Raw genomic sequence first — 22,564 nt, 5'->3', positions numbered from 1 at the left:
TCCCTCTGCTTTAGAGATTGGACTCGATTGGTAAGTTAATTAATGGAATTGGTATTACATGCCAGAAGCGCCTTTCGGTAATAGTTTTGATAGTTGTTTTGTGTCAGCTCATCAATCGTATAAAGCTGTGTGATCACTTCGTCACATTGCTTGATGATGGTTAGCACTTGTTTTGCACCCATTGAATCAGGCCAAATAACAGAGAGCAATTTTATCGTATTCATACATACGTTCTTGATCATCGGACATCGTTTATGAATATCTAAGTAAGCCACAAGCACCTGTTTGTAGTCTGACTTTGCTAGTTTGATGCCGATATTCTTCTCTTTGAGCCAGTTCATTTTTGCGGTGTTGCGATGTTTCATCTCAGTGCACATCGTTATCTGACTTGAAACCACTGTCTCGCTCGCTGTTTTCACTATCAACATGCTGCAACGGTTTTCCGCAATTTTAAACTCGTTTTCACAGCTCATCCTATCCAATAACCATGAATGGTGATAAATCACAGGGAAGGCATCAAAGTCATTCTTATCGTGCAATGCGGTTAGTATAGTGACTGCTTTTTGATATTGGTTAGCTTCCATCGCGATGTGAGCTGCGATAAGTGCTAAGTCAGTTTGAAGCCCTGATCTTGCCTCGGTAGTGATCTTCGAAATTAAGTAATTGACGTGACCCAAATTCGCTTGCTTATCGATGCCATCTGAGGCGCAATAGAGCAAGAATCGTATATGACTTAGCTTCATATATAGGTTGTCTCGAAAGGTGTCCTTATTGATTTGCACATGGTTTTGGTAGTGGAATAGTGCTGTTTTAGTATCATTAACCGATAAGCATAGATTTGCGATTGCAAGCTCTCTCTCAGAGTTACCTGGTGTTAGTTTACTCGCTAACTTGAAGTGAGCAATGGCTGCCGGAACCTTATTGCTGATCAGGTTTACTTGAGCTGCTTGGTCTCGATACAAAGTGCAGGTTGGCGCAGAATTGATCAAACTTTCAATCATCGACTGTGCTTCGCTAAGCTGCCCCAAATTCGCAAGGCTGTTTGCTAATCCTGCTTGAGCCCAATCAAAACTGCCTTCATCTATCGCTTTCTGATAGACATTCTTGGCTTCCTCGTAGAGCTCTAGTTTTGATAGAAAGCTCCCTCGAAATTGCTGGATTGTTGCGAAGTATTCGGGATGAAACGCGGCAAGCCCTTCGCAATGCTCTAGGCCCGCTTCATAGTTATTTTCTCTCTCAGCCTTATAAATGTCTTGTAAAATCAGCTTCTTCCTTAAGGAACTGGTGATGCGCTGTTTTAGAGTTTCGCGGTTAAACGGTTTTAACAAATAGTTGTCAGGTCGTAGTTCAAGGATAGGGCGTATCGATAGAGCTGAATTTTCACCTGTAACAAGAATAAATATTCCGTCATCTTTTAATCTGTTGGCTTGCTTCAATTCTTCAAATAGCTGTTTGCCGTTGATCGTGTTACCAAAGTTGTAATCACAAATGATGACATCAAAAGTTGTGTCATTCGTGATGGTCATTGCAACACGAGGTGATTTCGCAATGGCAATCAAACGTTCTGAAAAACCAATATGAACCAGCATGTTACGAATAGTTGATAACACTATCGTTGAGTCATCAATGATAAGTGCATTTAGTTGGGTTAATTTCATGCTTACTTTAAATTATTTACTGACGTGAATTACGTAGCTATTGCGGATTGTCTTGATGTCTTGCACGACCGACAAAACAAGAAGCGTTAGGTTTCTACGAAGTTGATATAAGCCTTCGCTAGAATTGGATTCTTTTTCTGCGAATATTTTTATCTAATAGGAGTTAAAAATATTGGCTAATTTGATTCTGAGATGAACTCGAATAAGGAAGGTCATTCATTATATTCAGTACCAAAATGGCGCGTATTTTATGACGGCTTTTTACCCGATAGGTAACACTCTTTTGCTAATTGTTTTTATGGAGAGGATTAAATTTATTTGTGGGGTTTTTCGAGTTCAAATCAAAGATAAAACAATGGCTTGGGGTGTGTTTGTTGGCTGGTTTTTCACGTGAAGGATAAGCCGCCATTAGTATTTTATGGGCGGCTTATAGGTTTTCTAAATGATGTTTGTTAAATCAACTTGGTTTGAAGCAAGCAGATTGTTGGAGGGCTTTATCAATAGATGAAACAAGTTGTTCGATGTGCTCAGCCTTGCTAATGAAAGGAGGCATCATATAAATCAACTTACCGAACGGACGTATCCAAACGCCTTGTTCAACAAAGTGAGCTTGTATGATTTCCATATCGACAGGTGTGTGGGTTTCAACGACGCCTATAGAGCCCAACCAGCGAACATCTTTGACAAGATCGTGCTCGAGTAGAGGCGGTAGTAACTCAGAAAAGAGTTGTTCAATCTGATGAGTCTGATTTTGCCAATGACCTTGCTCTATGATGGACAAACTTGCCGCACCTACAGCACAAGCTAAAGGGTTGCCCATGAAGGTTGGCCCGTGCATAAAGCACCCGGCTTCACCGCCACATACCGTGTCGGCGACTTCTTTACTCGCAAGTGTCGCTGACAGCGTCATATAGCCACCAGTTAGCGCCTTACCTACGCATAAAATATCCGGTTGAACATCGGCATGTTCGCAAGCAAACAGTTTCCCTGTACGACCAAATCCAGTCGCAATCTCATCCAAGATCAGCAATACGTTGAATTCATCACACAGCAAGCGAACCTGTCTCAGAAATTCAGGATGGTAGATGCGCATGCCGCCAGCACCTTGAACGATAGGCTCTAAGATCACGGCAGCAACTTCTTGATGGTGATTTGCCAGCTTTTCTCGAAAGCTGTTGATGTCGTTTTCGTCCCATTGATCCCAAAACCCCGTTTTTGGCGAATCAGCAAAAATGTGCTCAGGCAAAAAGCCTTTGTAGAGGCTGTGCATCGAGTTATCTGGATCGGTCACCGACATTGCCGCAAAGGTATCACCGTGGTAACCATCTCTCAACGTGAGGAATTTTGAACGAGGTTGCCCTTTAGCGTGCCAGTATTGGAGAGCCATCTTGAGACTAACCTCCACGGCTACTGAACCTGAATCAGCCAAGAATACGTGCTCGAGATTATTTGGTGCTAGGTTCAAAAGTTTCTTACATAAATCGATAGCAGGCTGGTGGGTGATACCTCCAAACATAACATGCGAAACCTTATCGATTTGGCTGTGAGCTGCAGCATTGAGCTCTGGATGATTGTAGCCGTGGATGGTTGACCACCAAGAGGACATACCATCAATAATTCGTTTTCCGCCCTCTAATTCTAGGTAAACGCCGTCTGCGTTAGTGACTGGGTAGCAGGTCAGAGGTGTCAACGTTGATGTATAAGGATGCCAGATATGCTGGCGGTCAAAGGCGAGATCCATAGTAACTTCCATTCTTGGTGTGGCTAATAAATAACCAAATGTAAACTTTTGATATTATCAATGTGTTGACAGTCTAAAGCTTGTCGGTAGACTATCCAAGCATAAATACAATCTCTATTGATAGAGATGTAACATCAAATAATAAAAAAGGATCGACACGTGGAAGTTCGTCATGACTGGACAGTTGCTGAAGTAAGAGCACTGCTTGAAAAACCGTTTATGGATTTAATGTTTGAAGCTCAAGTGGTTCATAGACAGTACCAAGAGCACAACCACGTGCAGGTGAGTACACTGTTATCGATTAAGACAGGTGCTTGTCCTGAAGACTGTAAGTACTGCCCTCAGAGTGCTCACTACCGAACGGATGTCGACAAAGAACGCTTAATGGAAGTCGAGCGTGTTTTGGATGCGGCGCAAAAAGCTAAGAACGCGGGCTCGACTCGCTTCTGTATGGGCGCGGCATGGAAAAACCCGAAAGAACGCGATATGCCTCACCTAACTGACATGATCAAAGGTGTGAAAGGCATGGGCCTAGAAACATGTATGACACTAGGCATGTTAACGCCTGATCAAGCAGGTGAGCTAGCGGACGCAGGTTTGGATTACTACAACCATAACCTTGATACGTCTCCGGAGTTCTACGGAAGCATTATCACCACTCGTACTTACCAAGACCGTTTAGATACGCTATCTCATGTGCGTGATGCCGGTATGAAGATCTGTTCTGGTGGTATTATTGGCATGGGCGAAAGTACTAATGACCGTGCAGGCCTGCTTGTAGAGCTTGCGAACCTTCCTGTTCACCCAGAAAGTGTACCAATCAACATGCTCGTAAAAGTCAAAGGCACACCGATGGAAAACGTCGATGATGTTGAGTCTTTCGACTTCGTCAAACTGATTGCGATTGCTCGCATCATGATGCCTATGTCTGCGGTTCGTTTATCAGCAGGCCGTGAGAACATGAACGAACAGATGCAAGCGATGTGTTTCATGGCGGGTGCGAATTCTATCTTCTACGGCTGTAAGCTACTGACTACGCCAAACCCAGATGAAGACACGGACATGCAGCTGTTTAAGAAGTTAGGTATCAACAGCCAACAGGTGGCTCAGAAGCCTGACGAAATTCAAGAAAATGAACTGTTAGATCAAGTGGTGGAGCGGGTTGCTGCTCGTCCAACGAAAGATGACATGTTCTACGATGCCACTGTTTAAATCTCGCATCAAAAGTGCCCTTGTTCATCGCCGTGAGCAGGGGTTAACTCGTCAACTGAAGGTGCTCGAAAACAGTAATGGCCCTTTGCTTACTAGCGAAGGTTCTAGCTTCATTAATTTTTCGAGTAATGATTACTTAGGCTTGGCAAACGATTCTGAATTGGTTGATGCGTGGCAAGTGGGGCTTTCCCAGTATGGTGCTGGTAGTGCGGCATCGCCATTGGTCACGGGTTTTAGTCCTGCTCATCGAAATTTAGAGACTCAGCTGTGTGAATGGCTTGGCTTTGAACGCGCCATTCTCTTTAACTCTGGTTTCAGTGCTAACCAAGCTTTGTTGTTTTCTCTGCTCGAAAAAGACGACTTTCTGTTGCAAGACAAACTTAACCACGCCTCTTTGATGGAAGCGGGGATGCTTTCACCTGCAACCATGAAACGCTTTAAGCACAACGACACGCAACATTTAGAGTCGCTATTGAGTCAAACTCCACAATCCTTGGTCGTGACTGAGGGTGTATTCAGCATGGATGGTGATCAAGCGCCTCTCCGTCAGATATCTAGCCTGACTAATCAATACGACAGTTGGTTGGCGGTTGATGATGCCCACGGTATTGGCGTATTAGGTGATAACGGGGCAGGGAGTTGCAACGCCGCACAAATCTCACCTGATATCTTGGTGGTGACCTTTGGTAAAGCATTTGGCCTTTCTGGTGCTGCGATTCTTTGTTCGTCAGAAGTGGGTGATTACTTAACTCAGTTTGCGCGTCATCATGTGTATTCGACGGCAATGCCACCTTCACAAGCGGTGGCTTTGTCTCATGCATGTCAGATGATTCAAACGCAAGAGTGGCGTCGTGAGAAACTCACGGAGCTAGGTGCGCTCTATGCAGAGCAGATGAATGGTGTGAAAGGTTTTATTGATACTCAGACGCCGATCAAACCATTTTTAATCGGCGAAGCCCAAGCAGCACTATCTATTGCTGAAGAGTTAAAGCGCAATCAAGTTTGGGTAACGGCAATAAGGCCACCAACGGTGCCTATTGGGACTGCTCGTTTGCGTATTACCTTAACGGCGAACCATAGTCAGGAACAGATTCTTCAGTTAACTGACTCGTTGCTTCAAGCAATAGAGCGAAGCAACGACTCTGGAAGCCAGCCAAGCATAGAATCAAGCTTTGAATTAAAGAAAGAGGCTCAGTAAATGTCACAAGAAGCAGTAGTGCATAATTACGTAAGCCAAGATAAGAGTGCGATTGCTGAAGCCTTCGGCAAAGCAGCTGCAACCTATGACAAACACGCTGAGTTTCAGCGCGATGTAGGCCACCGACTATTGGATAAGCTACCGAGTGACCTCTCTGGGTTAAAGGTGCTCGATCTAGGTTGTGGTACAGGGTATTTCTCTGAACAGTTAGTTAAGCGAGGTGCTGCAGTGGTATGTGCTGACCTTTCCAATGGAATGTTGGACGAAGCAAAACAGCGCTGTGGTGTATCAGTCTCTTCATATCAACAAGCCGATGCCGAGCAATTACCGTTTGAAGACGGGCACTTTGACATTGTTTTCTCTAGTCTTGCGTTGCAATGGTGTGACGACTTGTCGTCGCCTTTGAGAGAGATGAAGCGTGTTACAGCGGTTGGTGGACGTGTTATTTTCTCAACTTTGCTTGATGGATCACTGTTTGAACTGAAAAAGTCGTGGTCCAAAATTGACGCACATCAACACGTTAACCATTTTATTACAATCAATCAGGTAAAAATTGCGTTAGCGCAATCTAGCTGTACGGCTCATCAACTAGACTTGCCCACCATCACCGTTTGGTACGACACTGCGTTTGAACTGATGCGCGACCTTAAAGGTATCGGCGCTAATCACGTAAGTGGTCGCTCACAAGGTTTAACAAGTCGCCGAATGTTGCAGCTTGTTGAGCGGGAATATAGAGAGTTTAAAAACCATCAAGGTTTCTTACCAGCAACATATCAAGTTTGTTTAGGGGTTATTCAATTATGATTGATGCATTATTCATTGCAGGTACGGATACCGAAGTGGGAAAAACTGTGGTTTCAAAAGCGATTCTTCAAGCTTTAGCCGCACAAGAGTTATCAACAATAGGCTACAAGCCAGTTGCCGCAGGGTGTGAACAATCCCCTGAAGGGTTACGTAATAGTGATGCACTGCATCTTCAAGAAGCTGCGACGCAAGATATCGCCTACGAAGACGTTAACCCGTATGCGTTGTTGCTACCATCATCACCACACATTGCAGCAAAGTATGATGGTGTGGTGATTGATGAAACCGTATTATCAGTTAAGTTGGCAGAGCATAAGCAAAACTCTGACATCGTGTTAGTTGAAGGTGCTGGTGGTTGGCGTGTACCGGTTTCTGATGAAGAATATTTGTCTAGCTGGGTCAAAAAAGAGCAGCTGCCAGTGGTATTGACGGTCGGTATTAAGCTTGGCTGTTTGAGTCATGCACTGCTAACCGCAGAAGTGATTCGTGCTGATGGACTGAACCTAGTGGGTTGGGTTGCAAACCGCATTAACCCAGGTACTGAACATTACGCCGAAATTATAGCGATGCTTGAAGATAAGCTAGGTGCACCGAAGTTAGGTGAAATTCCGTATGTGCCAAGAGCAAAGTCTAAGAACATTGGTAAGTATATTGATATACAGCCATTGCTCGACCTTTAAACTTCGAGTTATACGTTAAACAAGAAAAGGGCTGCGATTGCAGCCCTTTTGCTATGTTAAGCCTTTTGGCCATGAGTTTATAAACAACTGGCCTTTGAACAAGTCGCTATGGGTTAGTGTTCTTTTGTAAGTCCCATTAGTGCTTGCTGTGTTTCTGTGATTTTTGTCTGTGCCGTTTGCGGTGTTAGGATCCCAATCTGCTTTTTTGCTTCTTCTTCAGTAATCCCTAGGTGACAGCACAGTAAATCGATAGCCATTTGAGTGTTAGTACCTTCAACCATGATTCTTCCCTTTTTGTACATGGACTAGCCAATAAATCATCTGAAGCCACTGTAAACGGATTGTTATACCGACACCATACGACTTAGGTCTAATAGACTGGAGGTGATTCGAATATGGTCTCGTAATCAAATGTTGCAATTTAATGCTTAACCTTGTTTTCTTAATCTAAGACTATATATATAAGTAAGTATAAGTCTTCAAGGTTGGAATAAATTGCTGTCTGCCTTGTCTATAATAATAAGTTTTATAAAAACAGCTTTCATGCGGAGATAAGTAATGAAGCGAGTAATGTTGTTCCTTGCAACCAACCTAGCGGTTGTATTGGTACTAAGTGTTGTTCTTAATATTGTATACGCAGTTACAGGTATGCAACCTGGTAGCCTATCAGGCTTATTGGTGATGGCTGCAGTATTTGGCTTTGGTGGCTCATTCATTTCATTGATGATGTCAAAGAAAATGGCGCTACGATCGGTAGGCGGTATGGTCATTGAAAGTCCACGTAACGAAACCGAACATTGGTTGATGGAGACAGTAAGCCGTCAGTCTCAACAAGTTGGTATTGGTATGCCAACGGTGGCGATTTACGATTCGCCAGACATCAACGCGTTTGCGACGGGCGCTAAGCGTAATGATTCATTAGTAGCAGTCTCTACGGGTCTGCTACACAACATGACGCGTGATGAAGCTGAAGCAGTGTTAGCGCATGAAGTGAGTCACATCGCGAACGGTGATATGGTGACCATGACGCTAATGCAGGGCGTGGTGAACACGTTCGTTATCTTCCTATCTCGTTTCATCGCCAACATTGTTGCGTCGAATGACAACGAAGAAGAGGGTGGCAGCAACATGATGGTGTACTTTGGTGTGTCTATGGTGCTGGAATTAGTATTTGGTTTCTTAGCAAGCTTCATTACGATGTGGTACAGCCGTCATCGTGAATTCCATGCCGATGCAGGTGCTGCGCACTTAGTAGGTAAAGAGAAGATGATAGCAGCACTAGAACGTCTTAAGGTGAGCCATGAGCCACAACTAGAAGGTTCTATGATGGCATTTGGTATCAACGGCAAGAAATCGCTTACTGAGCTTCTGATGAGCCACCCACCACTAGACAAGCGTATTGCGTCTCTACGTAACATGTAATCGCTACGTAATTCTCGTCGCTAGTCGACAAGAGACCTTTTAAAGGCTTCCTTCGGGAGGCCTTTTTTGATCTTGGTGTTCAAGACAGTAAGTATCCGAGGGATATGTGTCTGGTGATAGAGGGTTACTAGTGATGAAGCGTTGCGATATTTATTGGTTGATATAGCACGGACTGACATGTGTAGGGTAATTAGGAGGGGGGCTATGTTCTTTTGATTACAGCTCTTGCTCAGTGCACTTTCTTCCGCTCAACAAAAAGGCTTCCACATGGGAAGCCTTAGTCTATTCTGTGATTCGAAATTCGAATCTTACAGCTTGTCAGTTAGCTCGATAGCTTGACCGATGTAGTTCGCTGGTGTCATCTCTTTCAGACGAACTTTCTCGTCTGCAGGGATTTCAAGGCCGTCGATGAATGCACGCATGCCTTCGCCATCTACACGTTTACCACGAGTTAGCTCTTTTAGCTTCTCGTATGGTTTCTCGATGCCGTAACGGCGCATTACTGTTTGTACTGGTTCTGCTAGTACTTCCCAGTTCTTGTCTAGTTCAGCAAGTAGCGCTTCACGGTTAACTTCTAGCTTGCTAATACCTTTCAGAGTCGAAGTGTATGCAATGATAGCGTAGCCAACACCAACACCTAGGTTACGAAGAACCGTAGAGTCAGTAAGGTCACGCTGCCAGCGAGAAACTGGAAGTTTTTGTGCAAGGTGGCTGAATACTGCGTTTGCTAGACCAAGGTTGCCTTCAGAGTTTTCGAAGTCAATTGGGTTAACTTTATGCGGCATTGTAGAAGAACCGATTTCGCCAGCAATAGTCTTCTGCTTGAAGTGACCAAGAGCGATGTAGCCCCAAACGTCACGGTCGAAGTCTAGAAGGATAGTGTTGAAACGAGCAACAGCGTCGAATAGCTCAGCGATGTAATCGTGAGGTTCGATTTGAGTTGTGTACGGGTTCCAAGTTACGCCAAGAGATTCAGTGATGAACTCTTCGCTGAACTGGTGCCATTCAACTTCTGGGTATGCAGAAAGGTGTGCGTTGTAGTTACCTACAGCACCGTTGATTTTCGCTAGGATCTCAACGTTTTCGATTTGCTTGTATTGACGTTCCATACGGTACGCAACGTTAGCCATCTCTTTACCCATAGTAGAAGGAGAAGCAGGCTGACCGTGTGTACGAGACAGTAATGGAATGTCACGGTACTCGTTCGCAAGTGCTTTGATAGCATCAATTACGTTACGGATTTCTGGAAGAATCACTGTGTCACGAGCTTCTTTAAGCATAAGCGCGTGAGATGTGTTGTTGATGTCTTCAGAAGTACATGCAAAGTGAATAAATTCGTTTACAGCGTGAAGTTCAGGAACGCCAGCAACTTTCTCTTTCAAGAAGTACTCAACCGCTTTAACGTCGTGGTTAGTCGTGCGCTCGATCTCTTTGATACGTAGAGCATCTTCTTCACTGAAGTTAGCTGCTAGTTCATCAAGAAACTGGTTAGCTTCTGCACTGAACGCTGGTACTTCTTTGATTGCATCTGTAGCTGCAAGCTTTTGTAACCAACGAACTTCAACGATAGAGCGGTACTTTAGTAGGCCAAACTCACTAAAGATGCTGCGTAATGCAACAGTCTTGCTTCCGTAACGGCCGTCTACTGGTGAAACAGCAGTCAATGCTGACAGTTCCATGGTGTTCTCCTGAATTGAGTTTTCTAAATTTTGAGAGGTTTATACCAGTAACAATCTCAATTGTCACGCATATTGCGCAATCGTTTGCGTGAGAGTTGTGTTGGTACAAAAAACAAGCTCGCGACGAGGCGCGAGCTAATAAATTACATGCGAGCTAGCAGGATTTGAGCCTGCTCGATCATCTTCTTGCGACCGAAGATAAGGTGGCGACGTTTACCGCCAACTTGACGCCATAACACAGCGCTTCGAATTCCTGATAGCAGCAGGGCACGAACCTTATGCTGGCTCGACGTCTGTTGAAGTACAGCTGGCGTCCCAGAAACCTGAATACGCGGGCCGATAGGGCTCACAACATCAAGGTAGATACTGGCTAGGTTGCTGATCATTTGCTCGTCAAACAGATCAAAGTGTTCAGTTTGACGTTCTGCAGTTTGAATACGATCGCCAAGCTGAGACATAGAGTCGTTACGAGAAGATAGCTTACGCTCAAGTGCCATCAAGCTGATGATGTAGCGAGTAATATCGCTACCAGCTGGAGTACTATCGATACCTTTTACTAAGCACTCAAGGCCAAGCTTTAGGTTCGCTTCACGTCCAAAGACACCCACGGTGTTCGCCGGGTTGGTATTTAAAATAGCATTGAGTGAAGCTTCGAAGGCATCTTTATCACAATGGCCGTCTTTCGCTACTTGTTGAACCAAAGCCACAGCTTGGCAAATTCCAGCGAAAGCAATAGTACGGTCATAAAGTGTATTAGCCACGTAGTAACTCCTAGTTGTCTTCTATTGTTTGTCGTTCGATTATTGGTTAGATGCGCTTTTCAATGATACCACCACCAAGACATACGTTGTCTAGGTAGAACACTGCTGATTGACCTGGGGTCACCGCAATTTGTGGTTCGTCAAAAATAACCTTAATGTTCTCATCATCAATTGGGATGATTGTACAAGGAATATCGGTCTGACGGTAACGTGTTTTTACCGTGCACGTCATAACTTCAGTAATTGGTGTGCGATTAACCCAATGAAGCTGAGAAGCGATCAAACCTTCTGATTTTAAAAGAGGGTGGTCTTTACCTTGTACCGCGATCAGAACATTACGTTTAAGATCTTTTTCACCAACAAACCATGGTTCTTCATTACCGCCGCCACCTTTGGTGCCACCGATATGCAGGCCTTTACGTTGGCCTAGTGTGTGGTACATCAAGCCTTGGTGTTGCCCAATAACTTGGCCTTCTGGTGTCTCGATGTTTCCCGGTTGAGCGGGTAGGTATTTGCCTAAGAACTCAGTGAACTTGCGCTCACCAATAAAGCAGATGCCTGTTGAATCTTTCTTTTTCGCAGTGATCAAGTCTTGCTCTTCAGCAATACGTCGTACTTCTGGCTTCTCTAATTCACCCACAGGGAATAGGCTGCGTGCCACTTGATCTGAGCTTAGCGTATAAAGGAAATAACTTTGGTCTTTATTGCCGTCTAGGCCGCGTAGCATTTCTGGCTTCGCACCAGCGTTTAGCTCTTCTTGTGTTGGGAAAGTACGACGAACATAGTGACCCATCGCGATGTAGTCTGCGTCTAAGACTTCATCCGCAAACTCTAAGAATGCTTTGAATTTGATTTCTTTGTTACAAAGGATATCTGGGTTCGGTGTACGACCCGCTTTGTATTCTTCCAGAAAGTACTCGAATACATTATCCCAGTACTCTGCTGCAAAGTTGATAGTGTGAAGGTGGATACCTAACTTGTCACATACCGCTTGAGCATCAGCAAGGTCTTCAGCTGCCGTGCAGTATTCTTCGTTATCGTCTTCTTCCCAGTTTTTCATGAAAAGGCCTTCTACCTGATAGCCTTGTTGCTGAAGAAGATACGCCGATACTGACGAATCTACACCGCCGGACATACCGACAATTACTTTCTTTTCGCTGTTTCCAGAGCTGATATCTGACATGTCTAAACACCGTTACTATTACTTGGTCGCAGATTCTAACAGAAAGAGAAACGCCGTGACAGATCCGAGACTGGAATCACAGTTTCATTTGCACAAATAGTGCGCTGACTTTGTTAGAGAATCGCATGAGAGCGAGGTGAGTCGCTAGGATGTCAGAAGTATATGTGGCATAGTCGCTCGAAACCCAAGACCTGAGATAAAAAAATGTCTGAACAAAACGAATTTATGCAAGAAGAAGAGCTGATTGAGATTATCGAGAACCAGCTTGAAGATGGCGAACCAGTGAAAGTGAAAGAGACGTTGATGCGTTTAATGATGACTGGCACTCCACGTGAAGAAGCAATTGCGGCTATGGCATGTGCACTGGCAATTGAAGTATTTGACGTTATGAAAAACGGCGCGGAGTTTAATCAAAAACGTTACGCAGAGCATTTGGGCATGCTGCCTGATTTAAGCTTTATGGAAGGCGAATAAAAAAAACCTTCAGCAAACGTTTGCTATAGTTTGAAAGATTGCCGCGTTAAATATAGCGCGGTAGAATCCGCCACCTATTTCCCCTTGACTTAGACTAGCCCTATGAAATTCCCTGGACAACGTAAATCAAAGCACTACTTTCCGGTTCACGCTCGTGATCCTCTAGTGAGCCAAGCTCAAAGCAGTAAAAGAATGTCACGCACTCATATTATCGGTATTGACCAAACATTGGTGGATATTGAAGCAAAGGTGAGTTCTGAACTTATTGAGAAGTATGGTTTGAGCAAGGGACATTCACTGGTTATTGGCGACGCAGCCGCTGAATCTTTATATCAAGAATTAAAAGAACAGTGCCTGATTACCAATGAATACGCTGGTGGCACAATTGGTAACACATTACACAATTACTCAGTATTGGCGGATGACCGTTCTACACTGTTAGGTGTAATGAGCCAAGATATTAAGATTGGTAGCTACGGTTACCGCTATTTATGTAATACATCAAGCAGAATGGATCTGAACCATTTACAAGGGGTAGATGGCGCAATTGGTCGCTGCTTTGCATTAATTACAGAAGACGGTGAACGTACTTTCGCAATTAGCGAAGGACAAATGAACCAATTAAAACCAGAAAGCATTCCTGAAAAAATCTTCAAAAGTGCTTCTGCTTTAGTTTTAACGGCTTATTTAGTTCGTTGTAAGCCAGGCGACCCGATGCCTGAAGCAACAATGAAAGCGATCGAATACGCGAAGAAATACGATGTGCCAGTCGTGCTTACACTAGGTACTAAGTTCGTTATTCAAGATGATCCAGAATTCTGGAAAGATTTCCTTGAGCAACACGTAACGGTTGTTGCAATGAATGAAGACGAAGCTGAAGCATTAACGGGTGAAAGCGATCCGCTTGCTGCATCAGATAAAGCGCTAGAGTGGGTAGACCTTGTTCTATGTACTGCGGGACCTGTTGGCCTATTTATGGCTGGTTATACAGAAGATGCAGCTAAGCGTGAAACGTCATTACCGTTGTTACCAGGCTCGATTGCTGAATTTAACCGTTATGAGTTTAGTCGTCCCGCACATAAAGATTTATGTGAAAACCCAACTAAAGTGTATTCGCACATTGCGCCATACATGGGTGGTCCAGAAAAGATCAAAAATACCAATGGTGCAGGTGATGCTGCGTTATCAGCTTTATTACATGATATGGCTGCTAATAAGTATCACAAAGAAAACGTGCCGAACTCAAGTAAGCACCAACATTCATTCTTGACGTACTCTTCGTTCTCACAAGTTTGTAAATATTCTAACCGTGCTAGCTATGAAGTGTTGGTTCAACACTCTCCACGTTTATCTCGTGGCCTTCCTGAAAGAGAAGATAGTCTAGAAGAAGCGTACTGGGAAAGATAAGGCATTTTTTTGATTTATATTTCACTATTAGAAATATAAAAAAGGCTCCGAAAGGAGCCTTTTTTGTTTCTGAATATATTGAAGCCGTAAATAATACTTTAGTCGACTTAAATATTAATTCTATTGCTTAGTGGGTTATTGATTATTCACTTAGCAAACTCGATGCCTTAAAGAGCAAACTCTTCTAGAGATTTACCAGCATCTAGTTGTTCTTGGATAGCTGAAGGCGTACGGCCTTGACCTGTCCAAGTTTTTTCGTCGCCATTCGCGTCTACGTATTTGTATTTCGCAGGGCGAGGAGCGCGTTTAGATTTTGTTGTTTTAGATTTTGCTTCACCAGAAAGTGCAGCAATAAGATCGGCAACATCGATTCCGTCTTTTGCAATTTGTTCTGCGATAGCAGAAAGCTTAGCTTCTTGCTCTGCTTTTGCTGCGCGTTCTTCAGCTTCAGACTCTTGACGTTCTTGTACAACAATAGTCAGCTTGTCTAGCGCTTCTTCAAGTTGCTCAAGAGTTAATTCACGTGAGAACGCACGAAGGCTACGGATATTTAATAGAGTTTTTGTTAATTCAGACATGATATTTCCCATCAAGGTAAACTAAATAATCCTCCTAATAATAAACAGAGCCTAAGAATAAAACAAATAGTATTTCTTCTATTAGTTATTTAAATAAAAAAATGAGACGAGTGTTTTAAGATGAAAAGATAGACCTCTAATGAACTTATAATAACTATTAAGAATATCTTAAAAAAAACAGGTGATATCTGATATGTGTTAAGTGGAGTAATCCGTAAAAGTTGACTATTCTTCTATTGATTACTTCATTAACAAAAAGCTATTTTTCTCGGAATGATATGTTGCATTGTTGCTCTTGATGGGTACAATTGCGGCTACCTGATGCGGTGCTTTGGTTAATCTGTTGTTAAACTCTGGTTTACACGGTTAATAATGTTACCGCACGTAGAGGTGCAATTATAAAGAGTAGTTTTCGTTGGGGTGATGCCAATGAACGGGAATGAAAGGTGTAATTGCCGAAGTAAATTGTATATCTAAGCAATTTGCTGGGGTTGTGCTCAATAGGTACAACACTGCCATAGTCTTAATTTTAAACTATGGAGCGCTACTGTAGGGTTGGGTGAAGTGTTCACTTCCCTTTCGCTTAGTTCAACATGAGCTTGATAAGCCGTATCAAGTTTATCTGCAGTAGATCTCTAGCCAAATAAAAAACTGGTTTTTGAAGATCATGAATTTAATAGATTTTGCAACATCGCCTTTATCGCTGCTTCCTCCCTTGGTTGCCTTGACTCTTGCTATTGTTACCCGCCGTGTATTAGTTTCCTTGGGTGTCGGTATCGTCATGGGTGCGATTCTACTTGCTGACTACTCAGTAGGTAACGCAGCTAGCTACGTCTTTACTAAAGTATCTGGTGTTTTCATCGAAGATGGTGGTATTAACACTTGGAACATGAGCATCGTTGCTTTCCTAATTATCCTTGGAATGACAACGGCATTATTAACACTGTCTGGCGGTACTCGCGCATTCGCTGAGTGGGCACAGTCTCGTGTTAAGAGCAAACGTGGTTCAAAACTACTTGCTGCCTTTTTAGGTGTATTCATCTTTGTTGATGATTACTTCAACAGCTTAGCGGTAGGTGCCATCTCTCGCCCTGTAACTGACCGCTTCTACGTATCTCGCGCTAAGCTAGCTTATATTCTAGATTCAACTGCTGCTCCTATGTGTGTGATCATGCCGGCTTCTAGCTGGGGTGCTTACATCATCACTATCATTGGTGGCATCTTAGTGACACACGGTGTGACAGAGTATTCTGCACTGGGTGCTTACGTTCGCCTTATCCCAATGAACTTCTACGCAGTGTTCGCATTATTAATGGTGTTTGCTGTTGCGTGGTTTGGTTTAGATGTTGGCAAAATGCGCGAGCATGAGATTGAAGCCTCTCAAGGTCGCGGTTTTGAAGGCGATAATGATCAAAAGCAAGCGCACGATCTAAACGAAGAGCTAGATATTCAAGAGAGCGAAAACGGTTCTGTTTCTGATCTCGTTATGCCAATCGTAGCGTTAATCGTCGCGACGGTTGCAGCAATGCTTTACACCGGTGGCCAAGCGCTTACTGCTGATGGTCAAGCATTCAACTTACTTGGTGCATTTGAAAATACAGATGTAGGTAAGTCTCTGGTTTACGGTGGTGTGATTGGTTTACTCGTTGCGCTAGCAACGGTATTCAAACAGAAACTACCTATGGCTGATATCACAAGAACAATGTGGATTGGTGCAAGCTCAATGTTTGGCGCTATCCTTATCCTTGTATTTGCATGGACGATTGGTTCTGTTATTGGCGACATGAAAACAGGTTCGTACCTATCCTCTCTAGCAACAGGTAACATCGATTACCACTGGCTACCGGTTATCTTGTTCCTTCTTGCTGGCCTAATGGCGTTCTCGACAGGTACATCTTGGGGTACGTTCGGTATCATGTTACCGATTGCGGGTGACATGGCTGCAGCCTCTGACATCGCGCTAATTCTTCCTATGCTAAGTGCGGTTCTTGCGGGTTCTGTATTTGGTGACCACTGTTCTCCAATCTCAGATACAACGATTCTGTCTTCTACAGGTGCGCGTTGTAACCACATTGACCACGTATCGACTCAGCTCCCTTACGCGCTGTCTGTGGCGTTCGTATCGTGTATTGGTTTTATCACCCTAGGAATGACATCATCAACTGGCATTGCATTTGGCGCAGCGTCTCTAACGTTTGTTGCGGTATGTTTTGCATTGGCTTATTTCTCTCGTTGCAAGATAGCAACGTGTAAAAGCTAATCATCATTTGATTGAATAATGAGAAGGGAGGCGTTTGCCTCCCTTTTTTTGTGTTCGTTAATTTAATTTTAAATTTCGTGAAAAAAGTTCGAATAAATGGTTGAAAAAGGGTGTCAGCTTAGTTAGTGTGGAGACAAGACAGCAAACAACCTAAGAGCTGATAAGTATGCGTAAATTAGTAATGAACATTCATCACCATCATCACCCTATCTAGTCTTTCGGGGAGATTTACGTATACCCGGGAGGAAGAATTCTCCCGGAGGTTAAGTCAAAGAATTTAGATTTAAACCCTCGGGACGACAAAGTCTTCCGAGGGTTTTTTAGTTTTAGCACTTTTAAATAATCAATAAATTCAAATATTTGCACAGGGATACAGCAATGCAGACACAACGCCTAAGAATCGCAATTCAAAAGAAAGGTCGCTTAAGTAAAGAGTGCCAAGATCTACTTAAAAAATGTGGTGTGAAATTTAACATCATGGGTGAGCGCTTAGTTGTTCATTCACTAAATATGCCAATCGACTTGTTACTCGTTCGTGATGACGACATCCCAGGCCTTATCATGGATGGTGTGGTTGACCTTGGTTTTATCGGTGAGAATGAACTAGAAGAAGTTCGCCTAGACCGTGTCGCTCTAAAGGAGCCTTCAGAGTTTCGTACACTACGTCGTTTAGACTTCGGTGGTTGCCGCCTTTCTATCGCAATCAACAAAGATGAAGAATACAACGGCCCACAAGACCTAGCGGGTAAACGTATTGCGACAACTTACCCACAATTACTAAAAGCCTACATGGACGAGCAGGGTGTTGAATTCAGCGCTTGTATGCTAACTGGCTCAGTTGAAGTTGCCCCTCGCGCAGGTCTAGCAGACGCTATCGCAGATTTAGTTTCTACAGGTGCAACGCTAGAAGCAAACGGTCTAAAGGAAGCAGAGGCTATCTTCCAATCTAAAGCAACACTGATTCAACGTGTTGGTGATTTCGATGCAGACAAAACGGCATTGATTGAAAAACTACTGACTCGTATGCAGGGTGTTCAACAAGCGAAAGAGTCGAAGTACATCATGCTTCACGCACCAACGTCTCAGCTGGAGCAAATCAAAGCTCTACTACCTGGGGCTGAAGATCCTACGGTTCTTCCTCTATCTACAGACAAAGACAAAGTTGCCGTTCACCTCGTAAGTACAGAGAACTTGTTCTGGGAAACTATGGAACAGCTGAAAGAGTTGGGTGCAAGCTCGATTCTAGTATTACCAATCGAAAAAATGATGGGGTAGTGACGATGAGAACCGTTGTTTGGCAATCTTTAAGTGAATCACAGCAAGACTCGGTATTAGAGCGTCCAGCTATTACTGAAGGTGCAAACATCACAGCGACTGTTTCTGATGTTATTGCAAAAGTACGAAATGAAGGCGATGCCGCACTTAAGGAACTGACTGAAAAGTTTGATGGTGTGACTCCAGAATCTATCCGAGTTAGTTCGGGTGAGATCGAAGAGGCATGTGCTCGTCTAACACCAGAGATGAAGCAAGCGTTGGAGCAAGCTTACAGCAACATTGCTAAGTTTCACGAAGCTCAAAAGCCACAGCCAATTAAGGTTGAAACACAGCCTGGTGTTGTGTGTGAGCAGGTGACGCGCGCGATTAATACTGTTGGACTTTATATTCCGGGGGGCAGTGCGCCACTTCCGTCAACGGTTCTTATGTTAGGTGTACCTGCTCAAATTGCGGGTTGTCGTAAGGTTGTGCTTTGCTCACCTCCGCCCATCGCGGATGAAATCTTGTATGTCGCTAATCTTTGTAAAATCGATGAGGTTTACAATGTTGGTGGTGGTCAAGCCGTTGCTGCCATGGCTTACGGGACCGAGAGCGTGGCTAAGGTTGATAAGATCTTCGGCCCAGGTAACGCTTACGTAACGGAAGCTAAACGCCAAGTAAGTAACGACTTCCGTGGCGCTGCGATTGATATGCCTGCTGGCCCGTCTGAAGTGTTAGTGATTGCAGACGAAACTGCGGATGCTGACTTCATTGCTGCTGATCTACTGAGCCAAGCTGAACACGGGCCAGATTCACAGGTTGTATTAGTAACACCATCACCAGTTATTGCCGACCAAGTAACCGATGCAGTTCAGAAGCAACTGAAAGAGCTGTCTCGTGCGAACATCGCTCAGCAAGCATTGGCTTCAAGTCTAATCATCATTGCTGAATCGATCACTCAAGCGATTGCGATTTCGAATTTCTATGGCCCGGAACACTTGATTGTTCAGACCAAGAGTCCACGTGAACTGCTGCCATTACTAGATAATGCAGGTTCAATCTTCTTGGGTGACTGGTCTCCAGAATCTGCAGGTGACTACGCATCAGGCACAAACCACGTTCTTCCGACTTACGGCTATACCAAGACTTATTCAAGCCTAGGTTTGGCGGATTTCTCTAAGCGTATGACGGTACAAGAGTTAACAGCTGATGGCTTACAAGGCCTAGCGCCAACGGTAGTCACAATGGCGGAAGCCGAAGGTTTGGACGCACACAAACGTGCGGTGACCATCCGAGTTGAAAAATTAAATCGATTTGAACAGCTAAATAAAGCGAAATAAGGGTAGGGCATGGAAAAGTTAGCAAGAAAACAAGTTCAGGCTCTAACACCTTACTTGTCTGCAAGACGCATTGGTGGCAGCGGAGATGTATGGTTGAACGCCAACGAATCTCCGTTTGATAACGAGTACACCTTAAATCTGACTCGACTTAATCGCTACAGCGAGTGTCAGCCTAAAGAGCTAATCGATGCTTACGCTCAATATGCGAGTGTTGCACCAGAGCAAACGTTGACTACTCGTGGTGCTGACGAAGGCATTGAACTACTGATTCGTGCTTTCTGTGAGCCGAACGAAGACGCTATTCTTTACTGCCCACCCACTTACGGTATGTACGCAATCAGTGCAGAGACGATTGGTGTTGAGCGTAAAGTGGTGCCTCTGACTTCTGAATGGCAATTGGATCTTCCTGCTATTGAAGCTCAACTTGACAACGTAAAAGTGGTCTTTGTTTGTAGTCCAAATAACCCAACCGGTAATTTGGTTGATCGCAAAGACATCATCAAGCTGCTTGAAATGACACAAGACAAAGCGATTGTTGTGATGGATGAAGCGTATATCGATTTCTGCCCTGAAGCATCAACGGTGGATTTGCTTGCTCAGTATCCGAATCTAGCGATTCTTCGAACTCTCTCGAAAGCATTTGCTTTAGCGGGTTTACGTTGTGGCTTTACGCTAGCGAACAAAGAGCTTATCGATGTATTGTTAAAAGTGATTGCTCCTTATCCTGTGCCAATCCCTGTTGCTGACATTGCCGTTCAAGCACTTTCAGAGCAAGGACTAGCGCGTGCTAAGTTCCAAGTTCTGGATTTAAGTGCTAACCGAGCGTATTTACAAGCAGGTCTATTAGGCATGCCTCAAGTGACGGTATTTGATGGTTGGGGTAACTACCTACTGGTTAAATTCCCGAACGGCGATGAGTTATTTAAAGCGGCTTGGGATACGGGCATCATTTTGCGTAATTCACCAATTGAAGACTGTGTTCGTATTAGTATTGGTAATCGCGAAGAGTGCGAAAAGACACTTGGATTCATTCGTAACTTTTATCAGTAACGAAAGGCTTACCAGTAATAACATTTGCCAGTTTGAGTGGATTAATTGCAGGCTGGCAAGTGAAACCAATATTTTGGGTTAGCGTTGATTTTAGCTAGGCCAGCAGATTTAAAATTAAAAGGAAGTTCAAGTGAGTAAACAACAGAAAATACTTTTTATAGACCGTGACGGCACCTTAATTGTTGAGCCGCCAGTTGACTTTCAAGTAGACCGTTTAGACAAACTAAAATTCGAACCGTTAGTGATTCCTAGCCTACTTGCACTGCAAGATGCGGGTTATCGCTTAGTGATGGTGACTAACCAAGATGGTCTAGGTACAGATAGCTACCCGCAAGAAGAGTTCGATGCTCCACACAATATGATGATGGAGTTCTTTGAGTCTCAGGGCGTTAAGTTTGATGATGTTCTAATCTGCCCTCACTTTGATGAAGACAATTGCTCTTGCCGCAAGCCTAAGCTGGGTATGGTTAAAGAATACCTACAAGGCGGTAAAGTTGACTTCCAAAAGTCAGTCGTGATTGGCGATCGAATGACGGATCTTCAACTTGCTGAGAACATGGCAATTCGTGGTATCCAATACGGACCAGATGCGCAAACTGAAGGCACGCTTAACTGGCCACAGATCGTTAAAGATCTGACGGTTAATGCTCGTGTTGCTGAAGTGGTTCGTACCACTAAAGAAACCGACATTAAGGTAGCCGTAAACCTTGATGAAACCGGTGACAACAAGATTGATACTGGCATGGGTTTCTTCGATCACATGCTTGATCAAATCGCGACACACGGCGGTTTCCAAATGAACCTGACTGTGAAGGGCGACCTGCACATTGATGATCACCACACAGTAGAAGATACCGCACTTGCTTTAGGCCAAGCATTGAAAGATGCATTAGGCGACAAACGTGGTATTGGCCGCTTTGGTTTCAGCCTGCCAATGGATGAGTGTTTGGCTCAGTGTGCGCTTGATCTATCTGGTCGCCCATACCTTAAGTTCGATGCTAAGTTCAGCCGCGAGCAAGTGGGTGATCTTTCAACAGAGATGGTGGTTCACTTCTTCCGTTCTCTAACTGATACATTGGCTTGTACGCTACACCTTTCTTCTGACGGCAATAATGATCACCACATCATTGAGAGCCTATTCAAAGCGTTTGGCCGTACTCTTCGCCAAGCAATCAAAGTTGAAGGTAACGAGTTACCAAGCAGCAAAGGCGTTCTGTAAGGCTAACGTGAGCAAGGAAAAACAATGAAAGATCAAAAAGTCGTTATTATTGATACTGGTTGTGCCAATGTTTCCTCGGTGAAGTTTGCGATTGAACGTCTAGGCTACGCAGTTGAAATTTCAAAAGAACCAGACGTTGTTCTTGCTGCCGATAAGCTATTCCTACCCGGTGTAGGTACAGCAAGTGAGGCAATGAAGAACCTGCAAGAACGTGACCTTGTTACCCTTGTGAAGCAAGTAGAGAAGCCTCTGCTAGGTATCTGTTTAGGTATGCAGCTGTTAGGCAAACTGTCTCAAGAGAAAGGCCAAAAGGCTGACGAGTTAGTTGAATGCCTAGGTTTGTGTGATGGTGAAGTTCGTTTACTTGAAACGGGTGATTTGCCATTACCACACATGGGTTGGAACACAGTAACCGCGACACCTAACCACCCTTTATTCAAAGACATTGAAGAAGACGAGTACTTCTACTTTGTACATAGCTTTGCAATGCCGGTGGGTGATTACACTATCGCACAATGTGATTACGGTAATCCGTTCACAGCGGCGGTTCAAAGTGGCAATTATTATGGTGTTCAGTTCCACCCAGAACGATCTTCGAAAGCTGGCTCTAAGCTGATTCAGAACTTCTTGGAATTGTAATAAGG

The 22,564-nt window shown here is 44.0% G+C and carries 20 protein-coding genes, 1 riboswitch and 1 other annotated feature; of the genes, 13 read left to right on the top strand and 7 right to left on the bottom strand.

The features are described 5' to 3' along the window. Window positions 1-35: 35 nt before the first annotated feature. Window positions 36-1,658: a response regulator gene (locus tag AB6E08_RS05665; RefSeq protein ID WP_372063483.1), complete on the bottom strand. Its 1,623-nt coding sequence runs from the start codon at window positions 1,656-1,658 to the stop codon at window positions 36-38. Window positions 1,659-2,115: 457 nt separating this feature from the next. Beyond that, window positions 2,116-3,399, bottom strand: a complete 1,284-nt coding sequence (bioA, locus tag AB6E08_RS05660) for an adenosylmethionine--8-amino-7-oxononanoate transaminase (protein WP_372063481.1) — start codon at window positions 3,397-3,399, stop codon at window positions 2,116-2,118. A 159-nt stretch (window positions 3,400-3,558) separates the two neighbouring features. On the opposite strand from bioA, the gene bioB reads away from it, so the two are divergent. The 4 genes from bioB to bioD are packed head-to-tail and all read left to right on the top strand — an operon-like array spanning window position 3,559 to window position 7,293. Next, window positions 3,559-4,611 carry a biotin synthase BioB gene (bioB, locus tag AB6E08_RS05655; protein ID WP_009848820.1) on the top strand — a complete coding sequence of 351 codons (1,053 nt, stop codon included), beginning with the start codon at window positions 3,559-3,561 and terminating at the stop codon, window positions 4,609-4,611. Next, window positions 4,598-5,809 (top strand): 8-amino-7-oxononanoate synthase, encoded by a 1,212-nt coding sequence (gene bioF, locus AB6E08_RS05650; protein WP_029225570.1) that lies wholly within the window; start codon window positions 4,598-4,600, stop codon window positions 5,807-5,809. Before bioB ends, bioF begins: the two co-directional genes overlap by 14 nt. Further along, window positions 5,810-6,613, top strand: coding sequence for a malonyl-ACP O-methyltransferase BioC (gene bioC, locus AB6E08_RS05645; protein ID WP_009848818.1), 804 nt, complete (start codon window positions 5,810-5,812; stop codon window positions 6,611-6,613). Further along, on the top strand, window positions 6,610-7,293 hold the full coding sequence (gene bioD, locus AB6E08_RS05640; RefSeq protein ID WP_029225571.1) for a dethiobiotin synthase: 684 nt from the start codon (window positions 6,610-6,612) through the stop codon (window positions 7,291-7,293). The genes bioC and bioD overlap by 4 nt, the downstream gene beginning before the upstream one ends. A gap of 113 nt (window positions 7,294-7,406) precedes the next feature. Here bioD and AB6E08_RS05635 read toward each other — a convergent pair whose 3' ends face one another. Next, window positions 7,407-7,574, bottom strand: coding sequence for a hypothetical protein (locus AB6E08_RS05635; RefSeq protein WP_017078977.1), 168 nt, complete (start codon window positions 7,572-7,574; stop codon window positions 7,407-7,409). Window positions 7,575-7,851: 277 nt separating this feature from the next. Here AB6E08_RS05635 and htpX point away from each other — a divergent pair, with 277 nt between their 5' ends. Continuing rightward, on the top strand, window positions 7,852-8,715 hold the full coding sequence (gene htpX / locus AB6E08_RS05630) for a protease HtpX (protein ID WP_017098153.1): 864 nt from the start codon (window positions 7,852-7,854) through the stop codon (window positions 8,713-8,715). 308 nt (window positions 8,716-9,023) lie between these two features. On the opposite strand, the gene purB is transcribed toward htpX, so the two are convergent. The 3 genes from purB to mnmA form a co-directional block, all read right to left on the bottom strand. Next, window positions 9,024-10,394, bottom strand: coding sequence for an adenylosuccinate lyase (gene purB / locus AB6E08_RS05625; RefSeq protein WP_009848814.1), 1,371 nt, complete (start codon window positions 10,392-10,394; stop codon window positions 9,024-9,026). A 143-nt stretch (window positions 10,395-10,537) separates the two neighbouring features. Then, window positions 10,538-11,155 carry a high frequency lysogenization protein HflD gene (hflD, locus tag AB6E08_RS05620; RefSeq protein WP_019822494.1) on the bottom strand — a complete coding sequence of 206 codons (618 nt, stop codon included), beginning with the start codon at window positions 11,153-11,155 and terminating at the stop codon, window positions 10,538-10,540. Window positions 11,156-11,201: 46 nt separating this feature from the next. After that, the gene (gene mnmA, locus AB6E08_RS05615; RefSeq protein WP_017101628.1) at window positions 11,202-12,338 is read right to left on the bottom strand and encodes a tRNA 2-thiouridine(34) synthase MnmA; all 1,137 of its coding nucleotides are present in this window, start codon (window positions 12,336-12,338) and stop codon (window positions 11,202-11,204) included. 204 nt (window positions 12,339-12,542) lie between these two features. On the opposite strand from mnmA, the gene AB6E08_RS05610 reads away from it, so the two are divergent. Continuing rightward, window positions 12,543-12,812, top strand: a complete 270-nt coding sequence (locus AB6E08_RS05610) for a hypothetical protein (protein ID WP_010439986.1) — start codon at window positions 12,543-12,545, stop codon at window positions 12,810-12,812. Between the two features lie 102 nt (window positions 12,813-12,914). Continuing rightward, window positions 12,915-14,219, top strand: coding sequence for an inosine/guanosine kinase (locus AB6E08_RS05605; RefSeq protein ID WP_017101629.1), 1,305 nt, complete (start codon window positions 12,915-12,917; stop codon window positions 14,217-14,219). Window positions 14,220-14,386: 167 nt separating this feature from the next. Here the strand turns inward: AB6E08_RS05605 and AB6E08_RS05600 are convergent, their stop codons facing one another. Next, window positions 14,387-14,797: an H-NS family nucleoid-associated regulatory protein gene (locus tag AB6E08_RS05600; protein WP_012604381.1), complete on the bottom strand. Its 411-nt coding sequence runs from the start codon at window positions 14,795-14,797 to the stop codon at window positions 14,387-14,389. Window positions 14,798-15,174: 377 nt separating this feature from the next. Then, window positions 15,175-15,352, top strand: a riboswitch (Lysine riboswitch). 112 nt (window positions 15,353-15,464) lie between these two features. Here AB6E08_RS05600 and AB6E08_RS05595 point away from each other — a divergent pair. The 6 genes from AB6E08_RS05595 (at window position 15,465) to hisH (ending at window position 22,559) form a co-directional block, all read left to right on the top strand. Further along, window positions 15,465-17,057 (top strand): Na+/H+ antiporter NhaC family protein, encoded by a 1,593-nt coding sequence (locus AB6E08_RS05595; RefSeq protein ID WP_029223134.1) that lies wholly within the window; start codon window positions 15,465-15,467, stop codon window positions 17,055-17,057. 189 nt (window positions 17,058-17,246) lie between these two features. Further along, window positions 17,247-17,382, top strand: a sequence feature (His leader region). A gap of 53 nt (window positions 17,383-17,435) precedes the next feature. Beyond that, window positions 17,436-18,332 (top strand): ATP phosphoribosyltransferase, encoded by an 897-nt coding sequence (hisG, locus tag AB6E08_RS05590; RefSeq protein ID WP_029223133.1) that lies wholly within the window; start codon window positions 17,436-17,438, stop codon window positions 18,330-18,332. After that, window positions 18,332-19,651, top strand: coding sequence for a histidinol dehydrogenase (hisD, locus tag AB6E08_RS05585; RefSeq protein ID WP_017098157.1), 1,320 nt, complete (start codon window positions 18,332-18,334; stop codon window positions 19,649-19,651). The genes hisG and hisD overlap by 1 nt, the downstream gene beginning before the upstream one ends. 9 nt (window positions 19,652-19,660) lie before the next feature. After that, window positions 19,661-20,701 (top strand): histidinol-phosphate transaminase, encoded by a 1,041-nt coding sequence (gene hisC, locus AB6E08_RS05580; RefSeq protein WP_017101630.1) that lies wholly within the window; start codon window positions 19,661-19,663, stop codon window positions 20,699-20,701. Between the two features lie 130 nt (window positions 20,702-20,831). Further along, entirely contained in the window at window positions 20,832-21,920 is a 1,089-nt protein-coding gene (hisB, locus tag AB6E08_RS05575) for a bifunctional histidinol-phosphatase/imidazoleglycerol-phosphate dehydratase HisB (RefSeq protein WP_017098159.1), read from the top strand. Between the two features lie 24 nt (window positions 21,921-21,944). Then, window positions 21,945-22,559 (top strand): imidazole glycerol phosphate synthase subunit HisH, encoded by a 615-nt coding sequence (gene hisH, locus AB6E08_RS05570; protein ID WP_372063476.1) that lies wholly within the window; start codon window positions 21,945-21,947, stop codon window positions 22,557-22,559. The last annotated feature ends 5 nt before the right edge of the window (window positions 22,560-22,564 follow it).

The organism is Vibrio sp. 10N.247.310.24, from assembly GCF_041467175.1.
GTDB lineage: Bacteria > Pseudomonadota > Gammaproteobacteria > Enterobacterales > Vibrionaceae > Vibrio > Vibrio tasmaniensis_A.
The sequence above is the reverse complement of the archived record's forward strand: the minus strand, read 5'-3'. Positions and strand labels throughout refer to the sequence as shown.